At 66.8% G+C, this 25,897-nt stretch carries 21 protein-coding genes; 9 read left to right on the forward strand and 12 right to left on the reverse strand.

The window, feature by feature from the left end:
- Nucleotides 1-109: 109 nt before the first annotated feature.
- Complete coding sequence (locus Q9S36_RS27790; protein WP_311288080.1) at nucleotides 110-472, reverse strand: helix-turn-helix domain-containing protein; 363 nt, start codon at nucleotides 470-472, stop codon at nucleotides 110-112.
- Nucleotides 473-565: 93 nt separating this feature from the next.
- Here Q9S36_RS27790 and Q9S36_RS27795 point away from each other — a divergent pair, with 93 nt between their 5' ends.
- The 4 genes from Q9S36_RS27795 (at nucleotide 566) to Q9S36_RS27810 (ending at nucleotide 3,096) form a co-directional block, all read left to right on the forward strand.
- Entirely contained in the window at nucleotides 566-1,192 is a 627-nt protein-coding gene (locus tag Q9S36_RS27795; protein ID WP_311288081.1) for an isochorismatase family protein, read from the forward strand.
- 82 nt (nucleotides 1,193-1,274) lie between these two features.
- Nucleotides 1,275-1,631, forward strand: coding sequence for an LLM class flavin-dependent oxidoreductase (locus tag Q9S36_RS27800; protein ID WP_311288082.1), 357 nt, complete (start codon nucleotides 1,275-1,277; stop codon nucleotides 1,629-1,631).
- Between the two features lie 103 nt (nucleotides 1,632-1,734).
- Nucleotides 1,735-2,220 (forward strand): hypothetical protein, encoded by a 486-nt coding sequence (locus Q9S36_RS27805; RefSeq protein ID WP_311288113.1) that lies wholly within the window; start codon nucleotides 1,735-1,737, stop codon nucleotides 2,218-2,220.
- Nucleotides 2,221-2,274: 54 nt separating this feature from the next.
- Nucleotides 2,275-3,096: an SDR family oxidoreductase gene (locus tag Q9S36_RS27810; protein WP_311288083.1), complete on the forward strand. Its 822-nt coding sequence runs from the start codon at nucleotides 2,275-2,277 to the stop codon at nucleotides 3,094-3,096.
- Between the two features lie 72 nt (nucleotides 3,097-3,168).
- On the opposite strand, the gene ppsA is transcribed toward Q9S36_RS27810, so the two are convergent.
- From ppsA to Q9S36_RS27825, 3 genes are all read right to left on the reverse strand, one after another.
- Nucleotides 3,169-5,550, reverse strand: a complete 2,382-nt coding sequence (gene ppsA, locus Q9S36_RS27815; protein WP_311288084.1) for a phosphoenolpyruvate synthase — start codon at nucleotides 5,548-5,550, stop codon at nucleotides 3,169-3,171.
- Between the two features lie 48 nt (nucleotides 5,551-5,598).
- Nucleotides 5,599-6,441 carry a pyruvate, water dikinase regulatory protein gene (locus Q9S36_RS27820; RefSeq protein WP_311288085.1) on the reverse strand — a complete coding sequence of 281 codons (843 nt, stop codon included), beginning with the start codon at nucleotides 6,439-6,441 and terminating at the stop codon, nucleotides 5,599-5,601.
- 306 nt (nucleotides 6,442-6,747) lie between these two features.
- Nucleotides 6,748-7,818, reverse strand: coding sequence for an alkene reductase (locus Q9S36_RS27825; protein WP_311288086.1), 1,071 nt, complete (start codon nucleotides 7,816-7,818; stop codon nucleotides 6,748-6,750).
- A gap of 192 nt (nucleotides 7,819-8,010) precedes the next feature.
- Between Q9S36_RS27825 and Q9S36_RS27830 the strand changes: the two genes are divergently transcribed.
- From Q9S36_RS27830 to Q9S36_RS27840, 3 genes are all read left to right on the forward strand, one after another.
- Nucleotides 8,011-8,520: a MarR family winged helix-turn-helix transcriptional regulator gene (locus Q9S36_RS27830; RefSeq protein WP_311288087.1), complete on the forward strand. Its 510-nt coding sequence runs from the start codon at nucleotides 8,011-8,013 to the stop codon at nucleotides 8,518-8,520.
- A 74-nt stretch (nucleotides 8,521-8,594) separates the two neighbouring features.
- Nucleotides 8,595-9,683: a CE1758 family FMN-dependent luciferase-like monooxygenase gene (locus Q9S36_RS27835; RefSeq protein ID WP_311288088.1), complete on the forward strand. Its 1,089-nt coding sequence runs from the start codon at nucleotides 8,595-8,597 to the stop codon at nucleotides 9,681-9,683.
- A gap of 56 nt (nucleotides 9,684-9,739) precedes the next feature.
- Complete coding sequence (locus Q9S36_RS27840; protein WP_311288089.1) at nucleotides 9,740-10,561, forward strand: SDR family NAD(P)-dependent oxidoreductase; 822 nt, start codon at nucleotides 9,740-9,742, stop codon at nucleotides 10,559-10,561.
- Nucleotides 10,562-10,702: 141 nt separating this feature from the next.
- Here the strand turns inward: Q9S36_RS27840 and Q9S36_RS27845 are convergent, their stop codons facing one another.
- Both Q9S36_RS27845 and Q9S36_RS27850 read right to left on the reverse strand, forming a co-directional pair.
- Nucleotides 10,703-11,683: a Gfo/Idh/MocA family oxidoreductase gene (locus Q9S36_RS27845; RefSeq protein WP_311288090.1), complete on the reverse strand. Its 981-nt coding sequence runs from the start codon at nucleotides 11,681-11,683 to the stop codon at nucleotides 10,703-10,705.
- A gap of 34 nt (nucleotides 11,684-11,717) precedes the next feature.
- Nucleotides 11,718-13,007 (reverse strand): MFS transporter, encoded by a 1,290-nt coding sequence (locus Q9S36_RS27850; protein WP_311288091.1) that lies wholly within the window; start codon nucleotides 13,005-13,007, stop codon nucleotides 11,718-11,720.
- Between the two features lie 118 nt (nucleotides 13,008-13,125).
- Here Q9S36_RS27850 and Q9S36_RS27855 point away from each other — a divergent pair, with 118 nt between their 5' ends.
- Together Q9S36_RS27855 and Q9S36_RS27860 are read left to right on the forward strand one after the other, a co-directional pair.
- On the forward strand, nucleotides 13,126-14,910 hold the full coding sequence (locus tag Q9S36_RS27855) for a glycoside hydrolase family 3 N-terminal domain-containing protein (RefSeq protein ID WP_311288092.1): 1,785 nt from the start codon (nucleotides 13,126-13,128) through the stop codon (nucleotides 14,908-14,910).
- Between the two features lie 57 nt (nucleotides 14,911-14,967).
- Nucleotides 14,968-15,648: a TetR/AcrR family transcriptional regulator C-terminal domain-containing protein gene (locus Q9S36_RS27860; RefSeq protein WP_311288093.1), complete on the forward strand. Its 681-nt coding sequence runs from the start codon at nucleotides 14,968-14,970 to the stop codon at nucleotides 15,646-15,648.
- 120 nt (nucleotides 15,649-15,768) lie between these two features.
- On the opposite strand, the gene Q9S36_RS27865 is transcribed toward Q9S36_RS27860, so the two are convergent.
- From Q9S36_RS27865 to Q9S36_RS27890, 6 genes are all read right to left on the reverse strand, one after another.
- Complete coding sequence (locus Q9S36_RS27865; RefSeq protein ID WP_311288094.1) at nucleotides 15,769-18,276, reverse strand: glycoside hydrolase family 2 TIM barrel-domain containing protein; 2,508 nt, start codon at nucleotides 18,274-18,276, stop codon at nucleotides 15,769-15,771.
- Nucleotides 18,277-18,391: 115 nt separating this feature from the next.
- Nucleotides 18,392-19,150, reverse strand: coding sequence for an SDR family oxidoreductase (locus Q9S36_RS27870; protein ID WP_311288095.1), 759 nt, complete (start codon nucleotides 19,148-19,150; stop codon nucleotides 18,392-18,394).
- Nucleotides 19,151-19,207: 57 nt separating this feature from the next.
- Nucleotides 19,208-20,032 carry an SDR family oxidoreductase gene (locus tag Q9S36_RS27875; protein WP_311288096.1) on the reverse strand — a complete coding sequence of 275 codons (825 nt, stop codon included), beginning with the start codon at nucleotides 20,030-20,032 and terminating at the stop codon, nucleotides 19,208-19,210.
- Between the two features lie 8 nt (nucleotides 20,033-20,040).
- Nucleotides 20,041-22,527, reverse strand: a complete 2,487-nt coding sequence (locus tag Q9S36_RS27880; protein WP_311288097.1) for a glycoside hydrolase family 2 TIM barrel-domain containing protein — start codon at nucleotides 22,525-22,527, stop codon at nucleotides 20,041-20,043.
- A complete protein-coding gene (locus Q9S36_RS27885) occupies nucleotides 22,524-25,202 on the reverse strand; it encodes a family 78 glycoside hydrolase catalytic domain (protein WP_311288098.1) in 2,679 nt (892 codons plus the stop codon). The genes Q9S36_RS27880 and Q9S36_RS27885 overlap by 4 nt, the downstream gene beginning before the upstream one ends.
- Nucleotides 25,199-25,876: a GDSL-type esterase/lipase family protein gene (locus tag Q9S36_RS27890; RefSeq protein WP_311288114.1), complete on the reverse strand. Its 678-nt coding sequence runs from the start codon at nucleotides 25,874-25,876 to the stop codon at nucleotides 25,199-25,201. The genes Q9S36_RS27885 and Q9S36_RS27890 overlap by 4 nt, the downstream gene beginning before the upstream one ends.
- Between the last annotated feature and the right edge of the window lie 21 nt (nucleotides 25,877-25,897).

Here is a 25,897-nt window from a genome sequence, read left to right on the forward strand (position 1 = left end):
CACCGCTGCGCGCGCACCCGGCACGCGCAGAGCCCGCACTCGAGGATGCGGAGGCTCAGTGCCAACCGGCGCCGTTCGAGTACGCCGCACGCATCCATGCGCGCGCCGGTCAGTTCGAGACGGGCTCCGCCCACGCCTCGTGGAACCTCGGATCGGCTTCGTCCGCCCCCGCCCAGATCCGCAGCGCAGCCATGGCGGGGCCGAGTCCGCGCCCCTTCTCCGTCAGGCAATAGGTCACGGTCGCCCCGCCGCGCCCACTGGTTTCGCGGCAGGCGATCCCCGCCTCCTGCAGCTCGCCGAGCCGTTCGGTGAGGACGCGGTTCGACAGCTGCGGCAGCGCGTCGCGCAACTCGCTGAACCGCGCCGGCCGCTGGAGCAGCAGGTCGATCAACAGCCCCATCCACCGCTTGCCGAGCAGGCGGAACACCTCCTCGGTGTACTCGCACGTATGCAAGGGCAGGTTGCTGTTCACGAGCCCAGATTACCGCAGGTTTGCATTTCTGGTTACATCGAGTAACCTGATTGTTGGTTACAGAAAGTAACCTGATCCACGGAAGGGCCGTCCATGACCTCCACTCACTACCCGGACAACCGCCTCGAGCGCGAGCGCACCGCACTCGTCCTCGTCGACCATCAGGTCGGCCTGCTGCTCGGCGTCCACGATCAGGACCAGGAGCAGTTGCGCCGCAACGTCGTCGCGCTCGCCAAGTTCGCGAAGGTCTATGGTCTGCCGGTCGTCGTGACCACCAGCGCCGAGCAGGGACCCAACGGCGCCCTCCTCTCCGAGCTCGCGCACGAGCTGCCGGATGTCGCGGTGGTCCGTCGCCCGGGCGAGATCGACGCATTCGACAACGAGGAGTTCGCTTCGGCCGTCAAGGCCACCGGGCGCGACCAGCTCGTGATCGCCGGCATCAGCACGGACGTATGCGTCGCGTTCGCTGCTCTGTCCGGCATCGCCGCCGGCTACCAGGTGCACGCCGTCCTGGATGCCTCCGGCACCTGGAGCCCTCTCGCATCTCAGGCCGCTGCGTCGCGGATGGAAGCGGCCGGTGTCACCCTGAACAGCACGGTCGCGGTGGCGGCGGAACTCCAGCGCGATTGGCGCCAGCCCGGCGGCGACGGCCTCGCCGCCGTGTACGCATCGCACGCGATCCCGTTCTACGGATCGCTCGTCACCTACGTCCAGCAGTAGACCCTCGTCGCCGGGCGGTCCACCCCGCCCGGCGACGGACCGTACCGAAGCGCACCCTGCGCGCAAGAAAGGCAGCACAGCCATGCAGATCGGCATCTTCAGCATCGGCGATCGACGCCCGGATCCCCTCACCGGCCGCACCCTCGATGACGCGGCGAGGCTCGAGCAGATGGTGGAGGAGGCAGTCTCTGCGGAGTCAGCGGGCTACGACGTCTTCGCCATCGGCGAGCACCACAACCTCCCCTTCGTCACGTCCGCGCAGACCACGCTGCTGAGCTTCATCGCCGCGCGCACGTCGCGCATACTGCTCTCCACTGCCACCACGCTCATCACAACGAACGACCCGGTGAAGATCGCCGAGGACTTCGCGACCCTTCAGCACCTCTCACAGGGACGCTCCGACCTCATGCTCGGCCGCGGCAACACCGGCCCTGTCTAACCCTGGTTCGGGAAGGACGTTCGCGAGGGCGTCGCGGACGCCGCGCACACCGGAGATCGCCGACCAGGCCGCCTACTACGGCGACGGCTTCTTCTCCAATCACATCTTCGCTCCACCGGCGCACACCGAACGCATGGTGCGGCTCTACCGCGAGCGTTTCGAGCATTACGGCCACGGCGCCGCAGCCGATGCCGTCGTCGGCCTCGGCGCACAGGCGTTCGTGCGCACGAGATCGCAGGACGCGATCTCGGAGTACACCCGGCTGATGGGAAGCAGCCCGACGATGGGGGGCTATTCCGTCCCCGAGTACATGAAGGCGACCCCGCTGGCGGTCGGCAGCCCACAGGAGGTCATCGACAAGATCCTCACCTATCGCGACTACGCGGGCACGATCCAGCGCCTGCTGTTCAACATCGATTCGGGTGGGATGCCGCCGGCTATCGCGTCCGAGCAGCTCCAGCTGCTCGCGACGGAGGTCCTTCCGACATTGCGGCGGGAGATGACCCCGACAGATCCGCCGGCCGTGCCGATCACTCACGCCGAGCGAGTCCGCGCAGCTTCGCTGAGCCTTCAGCCGACGCTCGACTGAACACGGCCGCACCTCGACGTGGCGCGGCGATCCGAAAGAGAGAAGAAGGTAACGATGTCTACGTCAGCGTCCGGCCGCCTGTCCGGGAAGCGCATCATCATCACCGGCACCGGAGGCGGACAGGGAGCGGCGGCTCAGCGCCTGTTCGCCGCGGAGGGCGCCCGCGTCGTGGGATGCGACGTACGCGAGGGCGCCGCCGAGGCGACGGCGGCCGAACTTCACGCCCAGGGCTTGGACGTCACCGGCTCGACCGTCGACCTGTCCGACCCCGGCGCGTCGGCAGCATGGGTGCGGGAAGGAAGCAGGCGGCTCGGCGGACTCGACGTGCTGTACAACAACGCCGCCGGGTTCGGCTTCGCGCCGTTCTCGCAGATGGACTTCGCTCTCTGGCGTCACGTCATGAGCGTCGAACTCGACATCGTCTTCCATACGACGAGTGCTGCATGGCCGCTCCTGGGCGAGAACGGCGGATCGCTCATCAACGTCGGGTCGTACTCCGCGCTGCGCGGCATCGAGCCCCTCGCGCAGGTCGCGCACGCCGCAGCGAAGGGCGGTGTGATCTCGATGACGCGCGCCCTGGCGGCGGAAGGCGCTGCCCTCGGCATCCGCGCGAACTCCATCTCCCCCGGGTTCATCGCCACCCCTGCGACGGATCGCGCGGTCGACGACGAAGGCCGGGCGTGGCAGGTCGGCCGTGCCCTCATCAGGCGCGCCGGAACGCCGGACGACATCGCTCACATGGCGCTCTACCTCGCGTCCGACGAATCCAGTTGGGTCACCGGCCAGAACTTCAGCATCGACGGCGGTGCAACGGCCGGGTGGCGCGACGATGACGAGACCAGTCGCTTCGCAGCGAAGGCGGCCGCCGCGGCCTGACTGCGGCGTCATTCCCAACGCGGTGCGACGGGGTCCGCCGTCGCACCGCGTTGCTCCCTCAGGGGCTGCGCCTCACACCATCGCCGTGCGGGTGGACAGCCTCAGCCACGTCTCGACGACCGTGTCGGGATTGAGTGACATCGATTCGATCCCCTCGTCGACGAGCCACTCGGCCAGGTCGGGGTGGTCGCTCGGGCCTTGACCACAGATGCCGACGTACTTGCCGGCCCGTCGGCATGCGGTGATCGCCAGCGACAGCATCTTGCGCACGGCCGGATCACGCTCGTCGAACGTGGCAGCGACGAGCCCGGAATCCCGGTCGAGGCCGAGGGTGAGCTGGGTCATGTCGTTGGACCCGATCGAGAAGCCGTCGAAGAACTCCAGGAACTCGTCGGCGAGCACCGCGTTCGACGGAAGCTCGCACATCATCACCACGCGGAGGCCGTTCTCACCGCGCCGCAGACCGTTCTCGGCGAGCAGATCGATCACCGCGCGAGCCTCGCCGACCGTGCGGACGAACGGCACCATGAGTTCGACGTTGGTGAGCCCCATCTCGTCGCGGACGTACCGAAGCGCCTCGCATTCCATGTCGAAGCATTCGCGGAAGTCGGTCGAGATGTAGCGCGAGGCACCGCGATATCCGAGCATCGGATTCTCCTCGTGCGGCTCGTACTCTCCTCCTCCCAGGAGGTTGGCGTACTCGTTGGACTTGAAGTCCGACAGGCGCACGATGACCGGCTCGGGAGCGAACGCTGCGGCGATCATCGACACCCCCTCGGCCACACGTCGAACGAAGTAGTCGCGGGGCGAGGGGTATGCCGCGATGCGATCTGCCACCTCGTCACGAAGCGGCGAGGGCAGCGTATCGAAGTCCAGGAGCGCGCGGGGATGGATGCCGATCTGCCGGTTGATCACGAACTCGAGCCGTGCAAGACCGACGCCATGGTGCGGCAGACGGGAGAAGGCGAAGGCCTGATCAGGCGTGCCGACGTTGAGCATGATCTTCGTGGGGCTGGGGGGCATCTCGTCCAGTCTCGTCACGAGCTCTTCGAACGGGAGGATGCCGTCGTACACGAAGCCGCTGTCGCCCTCCGCACACGAGACGGTGACGTCCTGGCCGTCAGCCAACAGGTGCGTGGCGTCACCCGTTCCCACGACAGCGGGGATGCCCAGCTCCCGTGCGATGATCGCGGCATGGCACGTTCGGCCGCCACGATTCGTCACGATCGCCGATGCCCGTTTCATGATGGGCTCCCAGTCAGGATCGGTCATGTCGGCGACGAGCACGTCGCCTGGACGGAAGAGCTCCATCTGGTCCAACGACGTCATGACCCGCACGGGACCAGCGCCGATCTTCTGGCCGATCGCTCGACCGACCGCCAGCACCGTCCCGGCGTGTTCGAGCACGTAACGCCGCATCACACGCGCGTCGGCCCGCGAGACCACCGTCTCCGGTCGCGCCTGGAGGATGTACAGCTTGCCGTCGACGCCGTCCTTGCCCCACTCGATGTCCATCGGGCGGCGATAGTGGTCCTCGATGATCAGCGCCTGCCGACCCAGCTCCTCCACGTCGTCGTCCGTGATGCTGAACCGGGCACGATCTGCCGCATCGACGTCGGTGAAAACCGTGCTCGCACCGATGTGCGTCTCGTCGGCGTAGACCATCTTCACCGCCTTCTCGCCGACCGACCGCTTCAGGATGGCCGGCCGGCGCTCCCGCAGTGCAGGCTTGTAGGCGTAGAACTCGTCGGGGTTCACCGCGCCCTGTACGACCGCCTCCCCGAGCCCGTAGGAGCTCGTGATGAAGACGGCTCGGTCGAAGCCCGACTCGGTGTCAACGGTGAACAGCACGCCTGACGCACCGACGTCCGAACGCACCATCCGCTGCACCCCTGCTGAGAGGGCGACTTCGTGGTGGTCGAACCCGTGGTGCACCCGGTATGCGATGGCGCGGTCGTTGTAGAGCGAGGCGAACACGCCTCGGATCGCAGCAAGGATGTTGTCGATGCCGCTGATGTTCAGGAACGTCTCCTGCTGGCCGGCGAACGACGCGTCGGGAAGGTCCTCCGCGGTCGCACTGGAACGCACCGCCCACGACACCGTGTCCGGCTGCGGGTCGCTGCCGACCAGCGTCTCGTAGGCGTCGCGGATGTCGGCCTCGAGCGCCGCGGGGAACGGCTGCTGCTCGATCCACTCACGGATGTTCGCACCCACCCTCGCCAACTCCGCGACGTCCGATACGTCCAGCACCTCCGCCGCGGAGCGGATACGGTCGTACAGGCCGTCCGCGGCGAGAAAGTCGCGGTAGGCGTCAGCCGTGGTGGCGAAGCCACCCGGCACCATCACGCCGGCGCTGGAGAGGTTGGACACCATCTCGCCCAGCGATGCGTTCTTTCCGCCAACACGGGCGACATCGTCCATGCCGATCTCATGGAACCAAAGTGTGTTCGTCATAGCATCCCGATCTGTGTGTGGAGGTGGAGGGGCGACACCGGCCGAGCGTCAACTGCGCAGACGCATCGACTGCATGATGACGGCCGACATCTCCTCCACGGACTTCGTGGAGGAGTTGAGGAACGGCACCCGGTTGCGGCGATAGAGATCCTCAGCGCGGCGGAGCTCGAGCGTGCACTGGGCCAGGCTCGCGTAGGTCGAGTTGGGCCGCCGCTCATGCCGCACCTGACTGAGGCGGAGCGGCGTCGTGGTCAATCCGAAGCACTTGTCGGCGTGAGAGGCGACGGTTGCCGGAAGCCCGTCTGACGGGTAGTCATCGTCGGTCAGCGGATAGTTGGCCACGAGGAGCCCGTACTGCAGCGCGAGGTACATCGTCGTGGGAGTCTTCCCGCACCGTGACGGGGCGACGATGATGACGTCGGCGATGTCGAGCGCACGCATGCTCTGTCCGTCGTCATGCTCGATCGCATACTCGACCGCACGCATCCGTGCGAAGTATCGCGTGATGTCGCCCACAGCATGGAACTGACCTAGTTGCTCCGAGGCGGTGCTGCCCAGCGCGGCCTCCAGCTCGCGGAGGTGGCCGCCAAGCAGGTCGATGATGACCGCGGTCGAGCGCGAGAGGATTGCCAGGAGCTCGGTGGACTTCACGGTGACGAAGACGAGCGGGGGCGCCGCGTCCCGCGCCGACCGCTCGATGTCCGCCACGACGTTCTGAGCGCCGGCGGCGGTGTCGACGAACGGGATCGTGTGCCGTTCGAACCGGATTCCTGGGAAGTTCGCGAGCAGGGCGCTTCCGAGCGTTTCCGCGGTGATCCCTGTGCTGTCCGAGACGAAGTAGGCCGACCGCAGGCCGGCGGTCTGGCCGGATGGGGTGGACGTCGAGGTCATCGTTTCGCGCTCCATGGGTGTCGAGTGCGCACGGCTGCGGCACGTGTCCTCACGCTAGGCAAACTCGCGGGCTATTTCGGATCGATTCCGTGTTTAAATTCCTCGACTCTTTACTCTTGCGCAAGAGCGGTTCCGCTCAGTGGAGCAGGGATCGAACGATGCGACGCCGTCCGGCCCACGCACAGTCGTTCCGTCCAGCGCAGCTCGGTCGGCGCAGAGCGGACGACTGGCGGATGTGACAGCGGGTCGACGCTGCGACGACGGAATGCAGCGTCGACCCGGTGTCCGTCGCGGACGGACGCGTCGTCAGACGAGCGTCGGGTAGTCGGTGTATCCGCGGTGGTCGCCGCCGTAGAACGATGCCCGGTCAGGGCTGTTGAGGGGTGCGCCGGTCTCCAGTCGCGCGGGCAGGTCGGGGTTCGCGAGGAACATCGCGCCGTACGCAATGACGTCGGCGAGACCGTCGTCGACCAGTTCCAGCGCGGCCGGACCGGTGGGCTCCGAGCCGGTGAACGGGTTGAGGATCAGCGTGTGGGGCCAGGCTTCACGAAGTGCGGCCGTCAGGTCGCGGTGCGGACCCTCCATGACGTGGAGGTAAGCCAGCTCCAGCTCTGAAAGGCGGTCGACGAGCGTCCCGTAGGTCGCGAGCAGGTCGGGATCGTCTTCGATGTCGTTGAACCCTGCGCCGGGCGAGATCCGGAAACCCACACGATCCGGCCCGATGGCCGCCGCCACCGCCGATGCCACCGCGACGGCGAAGCGGATACGCCCCTCCACGTCGCCTCCCCACTCGTCGCTGCGGCGGTTCGCGTTCGGCGCCAGGAACTGGTGGATCAGATAGCCGTTCGCGCCGTGGATCTCGACTCCGTCGAATCCGGCATCGACGGCGAATCGCGCCGCCGCGGCGAAGTCCTGGATGGTCTGGCCGATCTCTTCGACGGTGAGCTCGCGGGGCTCGACGAACTCCTTCATGCCGTCGTGCGTGTAGACCTGACCGCGCGCGGCGACCGGTGAGGGACCGACCGGAGTGAGCCCGTCGGGCAGGAGGACCGGGTGCCCGACGCGACCGGTGTGCATGAGCTGGGCGAAGATCGTGCCGCCTTCACGGTGGACGGCAGTCGTGACGGCACGCCACGACTCGGCCTGCTCCGGACTGTGCAGTCCGGGCGTGTTGGTGTACCCCTTGCCGACGATCGAGGGCTGGGTGCCCTCGGTGATGATCAGCCCGGCGCTCGCCCGCTGCGCGTAGTACTCGGCCATCAGGCTCGTCGCCTCGGCCTCGGGTTCGGTCGCACGGCTGCGGGTCATGGGCGCCATGGCGATGCGGTTGCCGAGCGCGATGCCGGCCAGGTCGTATGGCGTGAATGCCTTCGTCATTTCGTGTCTTCACTTCCGTTGCGTGTGGACGGCGTCTGGAGCACCGCCCCGATAGACTTTACATGTTCGAACAACTAACTGACCGCACAGTGCATTCCCTCGCCACAGTCGAGACCTTTTGGGAGCCGCAACGCGGACTCGGGAATAGCAGTACGCTTATCACTGTTCGAACAAGTTATGCGAGGAGCTGACATGACCACCGATGCCCCCGAAGCGGCGCCCACGGCTGGACCGAGCATTCCGGTGCCCGCGTCGGCCAGCACCGGTCCGATCAGCCACGCCATCTTCCGGGTCACCCGGCTGCACAAGATGTACGCGGGACAACTGCTGCGTCGTGTGGGTCTGCACCCTGCGCAGGAGCTCGTCATGATGCACCTCTGGGACCGCGGCCCGCAGCGTCAGGGCGAACTCGCACGCCTGCTGGACTCCGATGCGGCGACCATGACCCGCACCGTGCAGCGTCTCGAGAACGCCGGCTTCGTGCGCCGCAGGCCCTGTGAAACGGACGGTCGGGTGACGATCGTCGAGCCGACGGCGGCCAGCCTCGCTCTGCGGGCCGGTGTCGAGAACGCATGGGCAGAACTCGAAGCGGGTTCGACCCAGGGGCTCTCGGAAGTCGAGCAGAAGCAACTGCTCGCCCTCCTGTCCCGCGTCGAGTCCAGCCTCTCGGCGGCCACAGGCAGCAGCGGCATCGCCGGCTGAACATGTCGGCGCCGAGCGCCGACTTCCTCCACTCCCCCGTTCGCGGCGACCGCCGCGGGAAAGGCACCTCTGTCATGCAGATCGGCATCTTCAGCATCGGGGATCGACGCCCCGATCCCCTCACCGGGCACATCCTCGATGACGCCGCGCGCCTCGCACAGATGGTCGACCAGGCGGTCGCCGCAGAATCGGCCGGCTACGACGTCTACGCGATCGGCGAGCACCACAATCTCCCGTTCGTGACGTCGTCGCAGACCACGCTGCTGGGCTTTATCGCCGCGCGCACGTCGAGCATCCTGCTCTCCACGGCGACGACCCTGATCACGACCAACGACCCGGTGAAGATCGCGGAGGACTTCGCGACACTGCAGCACCTGTCTCGCGGACGCGCCGACCTGATGCTCGGCCGCGGCAACACCGGACCGGTGTACCCGTGGTTCGGAAAGGACGTCCGCGAGGGCGTGCCGCTATCGATCGAGAACTACGCACTGCTGCGACGACTGTGGACCGAGGAGAACATCGACTGGACGGGCACGCACCGCACAGCCCTCACCGGGTTCACCTCCGTGCCGCGCCCGCTCGACGAGACTCCCCCGTTCGTCTGGCACGGGTCCGTGCGCACGCCCGAGATCGCAGAGCAGGCCGCCTACTACGGCGACGGATTCTTCTCGAACCACATCTTCGCTCCCCCCGCACACACCGAGCGGATGGTGCGGCTGTACCGCGAGAGGTTCGAGCACTACGGCCACGGTGCCGCCGAGCAGGCCGTCGTCGGGCTCGGCGCGCAGGCGTTCATCCGGCCGCGGTCCCAGGACGCCATCGCCGAGTACAGCACCTACGTCGCGGACAGCCCGACGATGGGCGGATACTCCGTCCCCGAGTACATGCGCGTGACGCCTCTCGCGGTCGGCAGCCCACAGGAAGTGATCGACAAGATCCTCTCCTACCGTGACTACGCCGGCCCGCTCGCGCGGCTGTTGTTCAACCTTGATTCGGGTGGGATGCCGCCTGTCATCGCCACCGAGCAGCTCGAGCTCCTTGCGACCGAGGTCCTGCCGACACTCCGCCGTGAGATGACGTCCAGTCTCCCCCCTGCTGTGCCGCTGCTGCACACAGACCGGGTGAGAGCCGCCTCGAAAGACCTTCAGCCGACTCTCGACTGAACACGTCCGCGCCCGAGCCTGAGCGCGGCGAACCGAATACAGAGAAGAAGGTAAAGATGTCCACACCAGCGTCCGGCCGCCTGTCCGGCAAGCGCGTCCTCATCACCGGCACCGGAGGCGGGCAGGGAGCGGCCGCTCAACGTCTGTTCGCCGGGGAGGGCGCCCGGGTCATCGGGTGCGACGTGCGCGATGGCGCCGCCGAAGCCACCGCCGCCGAGCTTCGTGCCGAGGGCTTCGACGTCACCGGCACCACGGTCGACCTCTCGGACCCCGACGCCTCTGCAGGCTGGGTGCGCGACGGCGCCGCGCAGCTCGGCGGGCTCGACGTGCTCTACAACAACGCCGCAGGCTTCGGCTTCGCCCCGTTCGCGCAGATGGACTTCGCGCTGTGGCGTCACGTGATGAGCGTGGAACTCGACATCGTGTTCCACACCACCAGCGCTGCGTGGCCGCTGCTGGGCGAGAACGGCGGTTCGCTCATCAACGTCGGATCGTACTCCGCGCTGCGCGGCATCGAACCGCTCGCTCAGGTCGCACACGCTGCAGCGAAGGGCGGTGTCATCTCCATGACTCGCGCGCTAGCTGCCGAAGGCGCCGCGCACGGCATCCGTGCGAACTCCATATCTCCCGGGTTCATCGCCACACCGGCGACCGACCGCGCGGTCGACGCCGAAGGGAAGGCGTGGCAGATCGGCCGCGCCCTCATCCAGCGCGCCGGCACACCGGACGATATCGCCCACATGGCGCTCTACCTCGCGTCCGACGAGTCCAGCTGGGTCACCGGGCAGAACTTCAGCGTCGACGGCGGGGCTACCGCCGGCTGGCGCGACGACGAAGAGACCAGCCGCCTCGCGAAGAAGGCGGCGGCCGCGGCCTGACCGCGGCATCACATGCCAACGGGGTGCGACGAGGCCCGTCGTCGCACCCCGTTTCTCGCTTTTGATGGGGCGCTCGATCCCGCATGCGGTCGATCGCCACAGCGGCCGCGTCATTCGGCCCAGGGGAACCCAGGACGCCGCTCAGCCGCGCGATGACTGCGGCACGCGCGGTCGCATGCCGGCCGCTCGGTACGTCTCGTCGATCGATCGCATCGTTGCCACGGCCTGCTCGAGGTTCCCCGCACCGCCGGCGTGAACCGCGTCTCTGAAAGCCTCGAGCTGATAGCGGTAGGAGCTCTTCCGATCAGCAGACTCCCGCAGATGAACCTCGGGACCTTCGACAAGCACTTTGCCGAGGAGTTGCGGATGGTACGGCGAGCGAACTCGCAACCTGCCCTTCGAGCCGACGACCGAGAAACCGCCTCCCACGCCCGCCGAAGACCAGATCCCGCAGTCGACGGTGGCATTGATTCCGGCTACATCGTAGGTCGCGGTCATCCGCCGGTCGACCGAGTCACGTTGCAACGCGGATGCTGTGATGACAGTCGGCTCCCCGATGAGGTCCCTGATCATCCGAAGGGGGTAGCATCCGACATCCATCATCGCTCCACCCCCGAGGCCGGCATTCCAGCGGATGTCCCTACCTGGCGGGATGGGCGCGTGGAACCAACCAGATGCAGAGCGGACTTCGCCGAGCAGTCCTGACTTCACGAGAGCGCGCAGTCGCGCTGTGAACGGGTGAAACGAGGTGTGGTGCGCCTCCATGACTACGAGGCCCGATCCGACGGCAGACTTCGCAACCTCGGCCGCCTCATCTCCGTTCGCAGTGAACGGCTTCTCCACCAGAACGTGTTTGCCGGCAGCAATCGCTCTCCGCGTCCATGCGCCGTGTAGGGCGGCCGGCAGCGGAATGTAGACGGCATCGATGAGAGGATCGTCGATCACGCGTTCGTAGCTGTCGAGCACGCGAGGAATTCGGTGGCGTCGAGCGTACTTCGCCGCGCGATCCGGATCCCGGGCCGCGATGGCGGTCACGTCGACGCCGTCCGTGCGAGTGGCCGGGCCCAGCAGGGCCGCTACGTTGATGCGAGCCGCACCGAGCACACCGATTCGCAGCACCATACGCGGTTCCTTTCGCTGGGCCTGGTGTCGGACGCTATCGAACGTTGCGGACGGGGATGACCAGGCACGCACCGATGATGACGGCGAGCGCGGCGAACGGGAAGAGCGTGGCGAAGCCTCCGGACACTCCCACGATGACGCTGGCGATTCCGATGCCGATCGTCTGCGGAAGTGTGGTCGTGAGGTTGATCACCCCCAGGTCTTTACCCGCCTCTTCGTGGGAAGGAAGAACCTGCGTCACGAGCACGAAGTCGACCGACTGGTAGGCGCCGAATCCCAGACCGGCCACGAACGAGTAAATCATCATTCCAGGCACGGTCGGCAGGAACAGTGGTACGAGAAGGCCGGCAGCGAGGATTCCCGACGTGATGTAGATGATGACTTTGCTGCGACCGATGCGGTCGGTGAGCCACCCGGCGACGGGCGTCGAAACGATCATCCCGACGAGGCCGACCAGGCCCACGAGCGGGACGGTTGCCGCGGCGTCGTCACCGACCCCGATGTAATCCTGGAGGAGGTAGAGCAGGTAGGCCTGTACCGCGAAGTATCCGACGAACAGCAGGAACCGCGCCGAGAAGACGAGGGCGAAGTTGGGGTACTTCACGGGATTCACCCAGAAGGTCGAGAGCACGCTTTTGACGCTCACGGGCTGACGAGGCTCGCCGATATTCGAGCGACGGTTCACGAGCGCGAACACCACCGAGGAGACCGCCAGCAGAACCGCGATCGCGATGTAGCCCACTCCGATGATCTCGGCGAAGGCAGCTCCGACAGCCTGACCGAGGACGGACCCCACCAGGGCCCCGAGGCCGAGAGCGGCCGAGAAGATGCCTCTCCGCGCGACAGGTACCCGATCGGGGACGTGGGCATTGACGGGGGTGAGGATGAAGTTGGTGGACAGCTGCACCAGCGACCATCCGAGGACGATCTGCGGGATGGATTGCGCACTTGCGAGGACGATCGCCGCGATCACGGTGGCTGCCGAGCCGGCCAGGATCCAGGGCGCGCGTCCGCCGATGCGCGTGCGAGTCCTATCAGAGAGGGTTCCGGCGATCGGTGCTGTGACCATCGCGACGAGGGATGAGACTCCCACGACCAGCGCCAGGTTGGTGATCTGATTCTCGGGATCGATCCGCTGGACCTGGAGAGCGATGAAGATGCCTTGGCAAGCAGCCCAGAAAGTGCCCAGCAGCAGGGTCGTCGTGGCCATGGTCGCAAAGAGTCCGCGCAGGTGCAGGGCCTTCAGCGTCTGACGTGGGGACACAGCCTCGGGTGTGGGCACGTCCGCAAGCGGCGGCTCGTTAGGGATGACAGGAGTGCTCATCGGGTCCTCATCTTCTTTGATGGAGTTTATTGGCCGCGCGGCCAGAATGTGCTAGAACTGTATCCGCCGCCCGGCGAAAAAGCAAGATCGTGCGTATGCACCCGGACCTGGAGAGACAATGACGACTCAAGACACGACCACCGCCACCAGCGCGTTCCCCTATCAGGATGTGCAGGTACCCGTGGAGAGGCGGGTCGAGGACCTGCTCTCGCGGATGACCTTGGAAGACAAAGCCGGCGTGCTGTTCCACACGATGGTGTCTGCCGGCGACCTCGAGGGCACGAACCCGTATGTGCCGCTGCCTGCCCCCCGCGTGCTCATCACGGAGCGCCGTATGAATCACTTCGCGGCGTTCGGCGCCACTGATCCCCGGGCTTTTGCCGAGTGGTCCAACATCCTGCAGCGGATGGCTGCTGAGAGCCCTCTGGGAATTCCGGTCACGCTGTCCACCGACCCGCGCAACCACTTCACCGACAACCCTCTCGCGGTTCTGTTCCTCGGCGCGTTCTCGGTCTGGCCGGAACCGACCGGTCTCGCGGCGATCGGCTCGGAGGAACTCGTCGAGAAGTTCGGCGACATCGCCCGCCAGGAGTACACCGCGGTAGGCCTCCGCTCGGCTCTGCACCCGCAGATCGATCTGTCGACCGAGCCTCGGTGGGGGCGCATCAGCTCGACCTTCGGCGAGGACGCCGACCTCACGTCCCGGCTGGTCGCCGCCTACATCCGCGGCTTCCAGGGCGAGTCCCTGGGGTCGACCTCGGTGGCGACCATGCCGAAGCACTTCCCCGGCGGCGGCCCCCAGAAGGACGGCATCGACGCGCACTTCCCGTTCGGTCGCGAGCAGGTCTACCCGGGCGACAACTTCGACTACCACCTCGAGCCGTTCCGCGCCGCGATCGCAGCCGGGGCGCCGCAGATCATGCCGTACTACGGAATGCCGGTCGGCACGGAGCACGAAGAGGTCGGATTCAACTTCAACAAGTCGGTCATCACGGGGATCCTGCGCAACCAGCTCGGGTACGACGGCCTCGTCTGCACCGACTTCACGCTGCTGACGGACACCCCGGGAATGGGAGAGATCGGCAAGGCGAAGGGCTGGGGTGTCGAGCACCTGTCGCGTGAGGAGCGCATCGTCAAGCTCTTCGACGCCGGCGTGGACCAGCTCGGCGGCGAGGACTGCACCGATCTCCTGGTGGGCCTCGTGCGACAGGGCCGCATCACCGAGGACCGGATCGACCAGTCCGTGCGCCGCGTGCTGCGAGTCAAGTTCTCGCTGGGCCTGTTCGAGAACCCGTTCGTCGATGAGGATGCCGCGGCCTCCATCGTGGGACGCGCGGACTTCGTCGAGGCCGGGCGGCAGGCCCAGCAGCGCGCGCTGACGCTGCTGACCAACGAGCCGACAGTCGATGGCAGCCCGACGCTGCCCCTGCGCCGCGATGTCCGCGTCTACGTCGAGGGCCTCGGCGCGGATGCGCTCGAGGGTTACGGCGCCGTTGTGGGGACGCCCGCAGAGGCCGATGTCGCGATCCTCCGGCTGAAGACGCCGTGGACCCCCACCGGCGATGATCTGCAGGACGCGTTCCACCAGGGCACGCTGGAGTTCACCGAGGACGAGCAGGACCGGATCGCCGTCATCTGTCAGGCGGTGCCGACGGTGATCGACATCCATCTGGAGCGCCCGGCTGTCCTCGGGCGGCTGGCGACCGAGGCCAACGCGGTCATTGCGAACTACGGCATCGGCGACCGGGCCCTTGTCGAGGTGCTGTTCGGCGACGGCGCGCCCGAAGGCAACCTGCCGTTCGACCTTCCCAGTTCCATGGACGCGGTCCTCGCCAGCCGCACCGACGTGCCGTTCGACACCGCCGACCCGACGTTCCGGTTCGGCCACGGACTGCGATACTGAAGCGCGGGTGGAGTGCGCACAGCTGTGCGCACTCCACCCGCAGCGGAATGGATGATCGTGACGGACACTGAGGAGCGCGGCGTAGTGCGTCGCGGGCGCGGGCGGCCTCGCGTTATCGATCGCGACCAGATCGTCACCGCCGCCCGCGGACTCGATCCCGAGACCCTCACGATGCAGAGCCTGGCCGACGAGTTGGGCATCCCGAGGAAGACCCTTCACTATCACGTCGGCGACCGCGAAGAGCTCCTCCGCCTTGCAGCCGTCGACACGCTCAAGTCGAACCTGACTGACACGCCCTTCGAGCGGTCCGAAGACTGGCGGGAAGCCGTACGCACCTTTGCGTCGCACACGCGCAGATCAGTTATCGCAGCCGGAGCGTGGATGAATTACGTTCCCTTCGACGGTCGAGAAGATCTGCTGAGCATCGGGCCCGCCGAGACGGCGCTGGAAGCATTGGTTGCGGCGGGCTTCGATGTGCCGACGGCTGCGCGGGCTCTCGGATTGGCCGCGGAATTCAGCCTGTCCTCGGCGCGAGACGCGATCCTCCGTCAGGAGCAGGGCGCGCATCCGCAGCGGATCTTCCTGGGCGAGCTTCTCGAACAGACTGCCGAGGGCGAGTACACGGTGCTGAAGCAGCTCAATGACGTCGACTGGGACGAGTTCGGCAGCGAGCAGCAGTTCGAGTTCGACCTCAAGATCCTGGTGTACGGGCTCGAGCGACTGCTCGCCGGTTCCTGAGTCCTCGCTCGCCGGCCACGGTCGAGCCTGACCCCGGTGCAGACGTGCATCATCCATCGTGACCCGTTCGCTTGACCCCACCGGCCGGGGCCGGGCACGCTGGTTGACGGAGGGTGCGGATCACCGTCGAACGGGGAACCCACTCGCCCTGCTGGCTGTGGGGGTGCCCGCGTTCCGCGCGGGGATGGTCACGATGACTTCTTCGCAGCCTTCGGCGCGCACGGCGACAATGATGTCCCCTGGCGTGAGGGCTGCGCGGATGACGGCAAGGGCACGTCCGTAGTAAGTGGCGTGTCGGTTGCTCGCGAATCCTTCCTCGGTGGTCGGGTTGGCGCTTCCGAGGCCGAGCAGGCTGCCCGCACCAGACACGGTGACGGTGATTTCGCGGTCGGCGAGGGGTCGGATGGTGCCGGCGTCGTCGGTGAGTTCGATCGGGATATACGCCAGGTCTGCGCCGTCCGCCCGGAGGTCACTGACTTCCGCCTTCGCTCTCAGTTGCAGGGAGTCTCCTGCGCTGGCGAGAGTGTCCCGGCCGATCTCCGATCCGTCCGCGGCGTAGGCGATAGAGGTGAGCTGGCCAGGCATGTAGGGGATGGTGAAGGTGGCGCGCCAGTGGTCTTGGATATCCAGCGTGTGCGATCCGACCTGCTGACCGTTGAGGAGCAGCTCGACGCGAGCGGCGTCTGCGTAGACCTCGACAGTCGCGGGTGTGCCTTCCAGGCCTTCCCAACTCCAGCTGCGGATGGAGTCCGAGACGCGCCAGCCACCTTTGACGCGCTTCTTGCCGGAGTGGTTGACGGGGCGGACGGCGATGTGTGGGCCTCGGGTCTGGTGCCAGATGATCTGGTTGACGTAGGACTGGGTCTGCCGGTGTCCGGTGATGTCGATGATGGGTTCACCGGCGAGGAGCCCCGGGTAGGGCAGGTAGAGCCGACGCCTGTCGTTGTAACGAGGGGACGCGATTCCGACTTCGCCGATGTAGTCCCACCCGGTCCATACGAAGTCACCGATCACGTGCGGGAGGTGCTCGATATCCCGCCAGATCTCGGCGGTCTGCGACGGCTGCGTCTCCGTACCGACGATGACGCGCTCCGGATAGGCCCGTCCGTCCATTTCATACCGGCGGTGCATGTAGTTGTAGCCGGCGACGTCGAGGGTGTCGAAGATATCGCGGGTCTTCTTGTCCACAGCGGGCAAGCGCGCAACCATGTGCATCACCTTCTCGATGGCGCCCACGAGCAGGTTGGCGATGAGGACGGCGTTGCCCTCGCCTTTGTCTCTGTCTTTCTCGTCGGCCTTCTTCTCCTTCTCTGCGAGCTTCTTGTCGTTCTGCGGGGCGAGAAGATTGACGAAGCCGTTGATCGCGTTCGTTGTGAAGCGAGTGGCATCCAATTCGCGAACGAGCGCGACCATCTTCTTGCTCTGCTCGACACCGGCGGCACTGCCCGTCTCCGGGATCTCGTTGCCGAGCGAGTACAGGATCACCGATGGGTGGTTGAAGTCCTTCGCGATCATCGCGGCGAGGTCACGTTCCCACCATTCCGGGAAGTCGCGACCGTAGTCGTACGGCATCATCGGCCGCCACCACGAGTCGGTGAGTTCGTCCATCACCAGCATCCCGTGTCTGTCGCACGCGCGCAGCAGTGCAGTCGAGATCGGGTTATGGGCGCTGCGAATCGCGTTGTAGCCGCTTTCCTTGAGAATCCGCACGCGTCGTTCCTCGGCCGCTTCCAGCGTGTGCGCGCCGATGACGCCGTTGTCGTGGTGGATGGCGGCGCCCCGCAGTTTCGTGGGGACCCCGTTGATGCAGAGCCCCTTCTTCGAGTCGATCGAGACGGTGCGGATGCCGAAGAGCACGGTGTCGGTGTCGAGCACCTCGCCGTCGGCGCGGACTTCCATGTGGGCGAGGTAGAGGGCTGGGTGGTCGGGCGACCACAAGTCCGCGTCAGCGACGTGAATCGTCTGCGTCACCGAAGTCGTTCCGCCACCTGCAAGGTCGACCTCTCGCTCGTCGATTGTCACGGCGTCGCCGAGAGGGTCGTTCACTCGTGCGGACAACGTCACGGTCCGCGACGAGGACTGGGAGTTCACGACCTCCGTGGAGATTTCCACGACGGCCGCCCCAGCCTCAACGGACACGGTTGACACCCTCAACCCGGTCGGCGTGATGCGGACGGGCCCGCCGATCACGAGGTTGACCGGCCGATAGATGCCGCTACCGGTGTACCAGCGTGAGTTGGGCTGATCGTCGTTGCGGGCAACGACCTCGAGGATGTTGTCCACACCGAATTCGAGGTGGTCGGCGAGTTCGACGTGGAAGAGCGTGTATCCGGACGGTCTCCCACCGATCAGTTGCCCGTTCAGCCGAACTTCGGATCGGTGAAAGATGCCTTCGAATTCGACCAGCACTGACTTGCCACGCCAGCCCTCAGTCGGCCGGAAGGTCTTCAGGTATCGGTAGACGCCTCCGGGGAAGTATCCGGTGGTATGGCCACCGACAGTGTCGGGGTCGCGCTGCTCGAACATCATCGCGTCGTAGGGCACGGAGACAGGTCCGATGTGAACGCCGGTAGGTTCAGGGCTCAGCTTCGCGACATACCAGTCGTCGTTGAAGGGTTCACGCAACATGAGGGTGCTTTCGCTAGAGAGAAGCCGATCATCGGTCGGCGGCCGGAAGACGGTGGCGACTTCGGAGAAGTGTGCTCGCGCCGACCGAACCACGCCGGCCCAGCCGGAGCCCTCCTCAGGAGTAGAACGCCCCGCCGCCGTCGACGGAGATGGTCGTCCCGGTGACGTACGAGGCGTCGGGGCCGGCGAGATAGACCACTGCGCGTCCGGCATCCGCTTCGCCGTCGCCGAAGCGCTGCAACGACTGAGTCGACAGAACCTCCTTGAGCTTGTCGGGGTTCGCATCGAAGTAGCCCTTGGCCGCGGCAGTCATGGCCGAAGGCGCGATGCTGTTCACCGTGATGCCGTGCACGCCCCACTCCCGCGCGGCGACGCGAGTGATGCCGCCGATCGCACCCTTGGCTGCGATGTACGAGCCCATTCCGCCGAGCGGGATCATCTCCGCTCCGGAGCGGAAGTTGATCACGCGGCCGTAGCCGTTCTTCAGATACGGGAAGGCCGCGCGCATGAAGTAGACCGTGGCGATCGGTCCGGTGCCGAAAGCGAGGTCGAGGTCGTCGTCGGTGATGTCCTCGAAGGCGACCTGCCCGCGGGCGCCCATCGCGTTGTTCACGAGGATGTCGACGGTCCCGAACCGGTCGACAGCCGCAGAGACCGCCGCGTCCACCTGAGCCGAATCGCGAATGTCGGCGTGAACCGCCAGCGCGTCCGCTCCCAGGCCTGTGAGCAGGGCGACCGTCTCGTCGGCGCCGTCGCCATTGAGATCCACCACGGTCACGTTCGCGCCTTCTTTGGCGAGGGCGAGAGCGACGCCTCGACCGATGCCTCCGCCCGCGCCGGTGACGATTGCAGACTTGCCGTTGAGAGTTCCCATTTTGAGTTCCTTTTCCTGGTTCGTGTGAAGTACGTCTAGAAGAGATCGCGGTGGTCGTCAGCGACGCTTGGCGAACACCTGGCCTGCGCGGGTACCGCCGTCGACGAGGATGTCGGTGCCGGTGAGATAGCCGGGCGCCTCGCTCGCGGCGAACGCGAGAACCGCGGCGATCTCCTCAGGCTTGCCGAAACGTTTGATGGCCGAGACCTTCAGCAGGTCAGCCGCGCCGTGGTCGGACTCCAGCCGCCCCATCGCGGTGTCGAAGCTGCCCGGTGAGACCGACAGGATCCGCGCTCCGCGGGCACCGAACGCACCCGCCTGCTGCTTCGAATACCAGATCACGAACGTCTTGCTCATCGAGTACGCCAGTCCGGAGTGCAGCTTCTTGCCCAGAACGCGCGACCGACTGACGATCGCTCGTTCGAACGCGGCGGGGTCGGATTCGGCGACGCGGAACGCGCGAGACGGCACCAGCGGCTTGGGCAATCCGTGGCCGGCGACGGACGCGACGTTCACGAGCGCATCCCCCTCTTCGACGCGGGCAAGGTAGGCCTGAGTCACATTGACGGTGCCGGTGCCGTTGATCCGCGCCACGCGGTCGGCCGTCCCCATCTGAGGGCTGATCCCCGCCGTGTGCACCAGCGCGCGGACATGGTGGCCGCCCGCCTCTGCGGCATCGAGCATCGCCTCCACGGAGCGGCGGTCGGTGATGTCGCTGACGAACCCGCTCGCGCTCAGTCCGAGCGCCTTCAACTCCTCCACCGCCGCGTCGATGCGCTCCCGCCCGAGATCGGCGAGGACGACCCGGTGATCACGGCCGAGGATCTTGGCCGTTGCCAGACCCATTCCCCCGGCTCCGCCGGTTATGACTGCTGTCTGCATGGGATTCCTTAAGGTTCAGAGATCGATGTGAGTGCGTGCGGACGTGATCGCTGAGCGCTCGGCGAGTCCACGGCGAGCGTGATCGTCTCCTCACCGAAGCCGTCCGAGGCCACGGTGAGCGTCACCTCACCGGCGTCGACTCCGGCTCGCACCACCGCGAGCGCCTCGCCGTGGAATGTGGCGTTGAATCCGCTGACGAAGCCGTACGCCGGCTTGGGGTCGGCGCTGCCGAATCCGGCGAGCGAACCGACCCCCGACACTGTCGCTGTCAGTGCGACGCCGCTCCACGGCACGACGATGCCGTCATCATCCGTCAGCTGCACTCGGACGAATGCCAGATCCTGCTCGCCGCCCTGAAGCTCTTCGCGGTCGGTTGAAAGGCGGAGACGGATGCCGGATCCAGCGCTGCGCAGGACGGTGCGCCCGACTTCGAAGTGGCCTTCATATGCGACAGCGACGAGTTCGCCCGGCTCGTAGGTCACCGGGAAGACGGCGGTACATCCGTGCTCTGCTCCAGCCGGCCGACGGCCGAGCGAACGCCCATTGACGAACAGCTCGACAGACTCGGCAGCTGAGTACACCAGCACTTCCGTGGGCTTGCCCTCATACCCCGTCCACGACCAGGTGGCGATGGCATCGGTGCCGCGCCAGTTGGTCGGGACCTTCTTGAGCCCGACGTACTGCGGCGGTCGCGAGACGATGGCGGGCTCGGTCCTCCCCCACGCCGCTTGCGCGAGCAGGCCCGCGGCGGTGACGTTTCCGATCAGGTCGACTGCGCCGCAGTCGGCGGTCAACCACGGGAACGGCTTGATGAGCCCGACGCGGTCCTTGCCGTAGGTATACGAGCCGATTCCGGCCTCGCCCAGGTAGTCCCAGCCCGTCCACATGAAGTCGCCGATGAGATACGGGTGCTTGCGCACGAGGTTCCAATTGCGGACGACGTCCTTCGGGTTGGTCTCCGTCCCGACCATCACGCGATCCGGATAACGCTGGGAGTGCAGTTCGTACTGGCCCACGCCGTAGTTGTAGCCGGCGACATCCAACTCGGCGAAGATGCCCTTCGTCGACGAATCGAATCGCGGCAGCCGGGGATAGCTGAGGATGCGTTCGTTCAGAACGTTCATGAGCTGGTTGATCAGGGTGCTGCTGGCGAGCTTCGGCGCATCATTGACCGTCTTCACCTCGATCGTCGAAGGATCCTGGTCCTCGTCGCCCCCCATGTTCAACAGACCGATTCCCGCGCTGGCGAGCGCGTTCAGGAAGGGATTGACCCCTGCGGTGACCAGACGGGTGGGGTCGAGGTCGTGACATGCGGCGACCATCTCTCGACCGACGGCGATGCCCTCCTCGGTGGCGGTCTCACCGTTCTCGTTGCCGATCGAGTAGAGGATGACGCTCGCGTGGTTGCGGTCTTTCGCGATCATGGATTCCAGGTCGCGACGCCACCAGGTGCGGAAGTCCCGCCCCGAATCGAACTGCCCCTTGGGTTTGAACCACACGTCGGTCAGCTCGTCCATCACGAACATGCCGAGCTCGTCGCAGGCGTCGAGGACGTCGCGGCTGAGTGGGGTGTGACCGGCGCGGATGGCGTTGAAGCCGACCTCTTTAAGGATGCGCACCCGCCGGAACTCGGCGTCGCGGAACGTCGCTGCTCCCAGCACCCCGTTGTCGTGGTGGAGGCAGCCGCCGCGCAACAGTGTCGATACGCCGTTCACGAGCAGTCCGCGTCGAGCGTCGGCTGTCACGATGCGGATGCCGACGCGTTCGCGATGCTCAGCGAGCGTCGAGCCGTCGCGGGTCGCGCGGATGACGAGGTCGTAGAGGTGCGGATGTTCGGCCGACCACAGCTTCGGGGACTCGACGTCGATCGCGACGACGACGGGATCGTTGGAGGATGCCTCGGCGCCCCCGCGTGCGACCGTCATTTCGCCTGCGCGGAGCTCGACCTCGACCGCGAAGGGAAGGCCGGCGTCGTCGAGGGCCGTGATCTCCACCTCGGCGCGAGCGGGGATGCCCGCCGAGACCGTACGGAATCGGATGCCGTCTTCCGCGAAGCGTGTCGTCCCCTCGACCTGCAGCCACACTCGTCGGTAGAGCCCCGACCCGCTGTACCAGCGCGTGTTGGGCTGCAGGGAGTTGTCGACGACGACTTCGAGATCGTTGTCCTCACTGAATCTCAGGTGCTTGTCGAGATCGACGGAGAACTCGGCGTACCCGGACGGGCGTCCACCGACCACGTGGCCGTTGAGGTGCACCGTGCTGTTGCGCTGGGCGCCCTCGAACACCACTGACACGTGCTTGTCCGACCACTCAGCGGGCGCGGTGATCGTCGTGCGGTAAATGTAGGCACCGCCGGGGTAGAACCCCGAAGCCGGCCCTGCGGGGGCCTTCCGGTCGCGTCGCTCGTGGATCATCGCGTCGTGCGGAAGGGTGACCGGGGTGGGCTCCTCCCCCGCGCGCTCGACGGTCCAGCCCGCGTTCAGTTCGACCTTCACCGCTTCGTTCCGATGAGAGGCGAGTCGGCGAGCGCGCTGAACTCGTGCTGTCCCGCCCCGACCTGCTCGACGCGGTCACCGATCCGCACCTCCGCCGTCGTGCCTGCGGGCACCGTGACCGCGAGGTGAATCCGGCCACGCGCGATCTTCCAGGAGCTGGCGGCTCGACCGTAGGGAGTATCGACGGCGCTCGACGCGGAGGTGAGCCCGCCGCCGATGACCGGCGCGGCGAGGAACCGGCGGTACGCGGGTTCGAGCGGACGCAATCCTGCGACGTGCTCGTGAAGCCAGCGGGTCACGGACCCGAAGGTGTAGTGGTCGTGCGAGACCTTCGCGTGGCCGTTCTCCTCGTAGCCCTCCCAGGTCTCCCACCAGGTGGTCGCACCCCGGTTGAGCTGGCCGAGCCAGGATGGCGCCGTCTCCTGGAGGAGGAGTCGGTAGGCGACGTCCGCGTGACCGTTCTCGGACAGCGCCTGCAGGAGCAGCGGGGTGCTCAGGAAGCCGGTGCCCAGGTGGTCGTCCGCCTCGGTGACCAGTTCCGCCAGCCGGGCAGCCGCCGCCGGCCTCTGTTGTGGGAGGAGAAGGTCGAACGTGAGTCCGCGAACGTAGTCGTCTTGGCGATCGTCGGCGATCCGCCCGCCGTTGTGGGTGACGAACGCTGCGCGCCACGCTTCTCGTACGCGATGGGAGGTCTCGGTCCAGCGAACCGCTTCCTTGTCGTCGCCGAGGACGTCGGCCATCTGTGCGAGCACTCCGCTCGACAGTGCGTAGTACGCCGTGGCGAGCGCCGCCGGTGGCCGCAGGACGTTGTCGCGGAAGGTGTTCGCGGGGTTCTCCCCCGGCCGGAGCCACTCGCCGTAGTGGTACCCGGTGTCGACGATGTACTTCTCGAGGCGGCCGACGCGCTTGCCGAACCGGCGCGAGAGGCCGCTCTTGCGTGCGCGGCGCTCAAGTTGCTCGACCCAGGCCTTTGCACTGTCCCATTGACGGCGCAGCACTTCTTCGTCGCCGTAGTACTGGTAGAGCGTCCACGGCACGAGGACCGCGGCATCCCCCCACCCCACGGACGAGCGCACGAAGCTCAGGGCGCGGTCCCGGAGGGCCCAGCTGAAGTCGGAGGTCTCGCTCGGGATCCAGTTCGGCAGGCGACCGTCGGGGTCCTGCTCGAGGGCGAGGTTGCGCAGGTAGCGGCGGAGGAATGCGTCGGAGTCGACCATGATCGCGGCGGTGGGTGCGAATACCTGGACGTCGCCCGTCCATCCGGTGCGCTCGCGCGTGGGGCAGTCGGTGGCGGTGTCGGAGAAGTTGGCGCGGAGCGATGCCATGGTGGTGCGGACCATCTGCTCGAGCCGCGGGTCGGATGCGCGGAATTCGCCGATCACGGGCAGCGGGGTGGACAGTTCGATGCCGAGGACATCGTCGGGCGTCAGGTCGTCGTCCACGCCCTCGACCGTGGCGTAGCGGAATCCGCGGATCGTGAACGAGGGCGTGTAGTCGAACGGCTGGCCGTCGAGGATGACCTCGTCGCGCTGGAACCAGTCCTTCGAGTCGGCGTACTCGAGGTAGTCCATCTCGAGTTCGCCGTCGGGGGTGAGCACTTCGCTGTAGCGGATGACGGCGGTGCGTCCTGCCGGGCCGGTGAGACGGATGCGGGCGTATCCGTTGAAGTTCTGTCCGAAGTCCAGCAGCTGGGCGCCCGAGGGGGTGCGCGACACGGTGGCCGAGAACGTGCCGACCTGGGTCACCCGCTCGACCTCCTCCGCGATGAGCCGACGAGGGTGCGGTGGCATGCGATGAGCGGGAGCAAATCCCGCTGGCGCGTCATCAGCCAGCCAGTCGATCTCGGGGATGGTCGTGTCGATGCGCTCGCCCTTCTTCGGGTCTGCGATCACGATGCGTCCGGTGCCGACATCCCACGAGGTGTCGGTGCCATAGGTTCTGGTCGTGCCGTCGGCGTACTCGACGGCGAGCTGAACGATCGTCGCTAGGCGGTCGCCGTAGACCGCGGCCTTGTTGAACGTGCCGAGGGCTCCCCGAAATCTGCCCTCTGCAACGACAACGCCCAGGACATTGCGTCCCTCGACGAGGGCGTCGGTGACGTCGTAGACCTGGTATTCGACGACGTCGTCCAGCGACGTCCATCGGGGAACGAGGTCCGGACCGGTCTGGTCGGCGCCATTCACGTACAGCCGGTACCAGCCGAGCGCGCTCGCGTAGATTCTGGCGCGCGTCACGCCGCCTGGCAGTTCGATCTGCCGACGGAAGTACTGCGTGCGCGGGGCGCTGTTCTTGGTGCGGGGCGCTTCCGTGATCCACCCGGCTGTCCAGTCGGATGCCTTGAGCAGGCCGGTTTCGAAGGTCGCGGGCGCGCTCCACTCAGACGCAGCGGTGCCGGAGTGGACCTTCACGCGCCAGGAGTACATCGTCGCCGACGCGAGCGCAGGGCCTTCGTACCGTGCCCCGAACGGACGCGACGAGTTCACTCGCCCGGATCGCCACTGGACGGAATCAGCGGAGAACTGCCTCGAGTCCGACAGCTCCAGCTCGTAGCCGTCCTGGACGAACCCGGACGCCTCATCGTCGATGAGCCAAGAGAATTCAGGCTGCGCGGAGTCGATGCCGAGCGGCGCCGTGCGCAGGTCGGTCTTCAAGGAGTGGGGGGTCGGTCGGTTCATGCGGTGCCGCGCCTCCTTGCTGAACGTCCCTGACCTGCGGCGGGAGTGACGTCGGCAATCGCCAGCTCGACGGCCGGCCGGAGCACGTCGAGCCATGCGGCGTACCCGTCGCCATTGAGGTGAAGCCTGTCTTCGGTGAACTCGGCGCGCAGCGCGCCGTCGGCGTCGGCCAGGGCGGGCCACAGATCGAGGTAGCTGATGTGGGCGCCCGCGCGGCGGACGAGCTCGACGAGCCGTGCGTTGACGAAGAGGACTTCCTCTCGGTATGACAGAGCCCGGGGCATGATGCTCTGCACGACGACAGGGGTGCCGGGCGCCCGCGTCTCGATCCCGGCCAGGATGCGCGACACGTCGTCGAGGATCCGCGCCGTCGGCAGACCGGAGGCGATGTCGTTGGTCCCGACGAGCAGGAACACCGCGCGCGGGGCATTGATGACGAGGTCGAGGCGCGCGAGCACCTGCGCGGCAGTCTCGCCGCCCACTCCCCTGTTGATCGCCGGCACGTCGGGAAGCAGCTCGTTCCACACGCCGCCTTCCGTGATGCTGTCTCCGAGCATCACGACGCGCCCCGGCAGGTTCGGCAGCAGCGCCAGCTGTGTCTGGCGGGCGCGCTGGACGGGATTCAGGAGCGGTCCGATCGCGGAGCGCAGAAGACGACGGCCGGCGTTTCGCATGGGGTTCACGCGGGCGGGATA

The sequence above is a fragment of the Microbacterium sp. ARD31 genome, from assembly GCF_031844425.1.

Bases quoted from the DNA above. Each gene is read 5' to 3' on its own strand.
- Q9S36_RS27845 (WP_311288090.1), bottom strand. From the start codon at position 11,683: ATGGTGCTGCGAATCGGTGTGCTCGGTGCGGCTCGCATCAACGTAGCG.
- Q9S36_RS27850 (WP_311288091.1), bottom strand. From the start codon at position 13,007: ATGAGCACTCCTGTCATCCCTAACGAGCCGCCGCTTGCGGACGTGCCC.
- Q9S36_RS27875 (WP_311288096.1), bottom strand. From the start codon at position 20,032: ATGCAGACAGCAGTCATAACCGGCGGAGCCGGGGGAATGGGTCTGGCA.
- Q9S36_RS27810 (WP_311288083.1), top strand. From the start codon at position 2,275: ATGTCTACGTCAGCGTCCGGCCGCCTGTCCGGGAAGCGCATCATCATC.
- Q9S36_RS27820 (WP_311288085.1), bottom strand. From the start codon at position 6,441: ATGACCTCGACGTCCACCCCATCCGGCCAGACCGCCGGCCTGCGGTCG.
- Q9S36_RS27840 (WP_311288089.1), top strand. From the start codon at position 9,740: ATGTCCACACCAGCGTCCGGCCGCCTGTCCGGCAAGCGCGTCCTCATC.
- Q9S36_RS27890 (WP_311288114.1), bottom strand. From the start codon at position 25,876: ATGCGAAACGCCGGCCGTCGTCTTCTGCGCTCCGCGATCGGACCGCTC.
- Q9S36_RS27865 (WP_311288094.1), bottom strand. From the start codon at position 18,276: ATGTTGCGTGAACCCTTCAACGACGACTGGTATGTCGCGAAGCTGAGC.
- Q9S36_RS27870 (WP_311288095.1), bottom strand. From the start codon at position 19,150: ATGGGAACTCTCAACGGCAAGTCTGCAATCGTCACCGGCGCGGGCGGA.
- Q9S36_RS27835 (WP_311288088.1), top strand. From the start codon at position 8,595: ATGCAGATCGGCATCTTCAGCATCGGGGATCGACGCCCCGATCCCCTC.
- Q9S36_RS27885 (WP_311288098.1), bottom strand. From the start codon at position 25,202: ATGAACCGACCGACCCCCCACTCCTTGAAGACCGACCTGCGCACGGCG.
- Q9S36_RS27825 (WP_311288086.1), bottom strand. From the start codon at position 7,818: ATGACGAAGGCATTCACGCCATACGACCTGGCCGGCATCGCGCTCGGC.
- Q9S36_RS27800 (WP_311288082.1), top strand. From the start codon at position 1,275: ATGCAGATCGGCATCTTCAGCATCGGCGATCGACGCCCGGATCCCCTC.
- Q9S36_RS27830 (WP_311288087.1), top strand. From the start codon at position 8,011: ATGACCACCGATGCCCCCGAAGCGGCGCCCACGGCTGGACCGAGCATT.
- Q9S36_RS27795 (WP_311288081.1), top strand. From the start codon at position 566: ATGACCTCCACTCACTACCCGGACAACCGCCTCGAGCGCGAGCGCACC.
- Q9S36_RS27855 (WP_311288092.1), top strand. From the start codon at position 13,126: ATGACGACTCAAGACACGACCACCGCCACCAGCGCGTTCCCCTATCAG.
- ppsA (WP_311288084.1), bottom strand. From the start codon at position 5,550: ATGACGAACACACTTTGGTTCCATGAGATCGGCATGGACGATGTCGCC.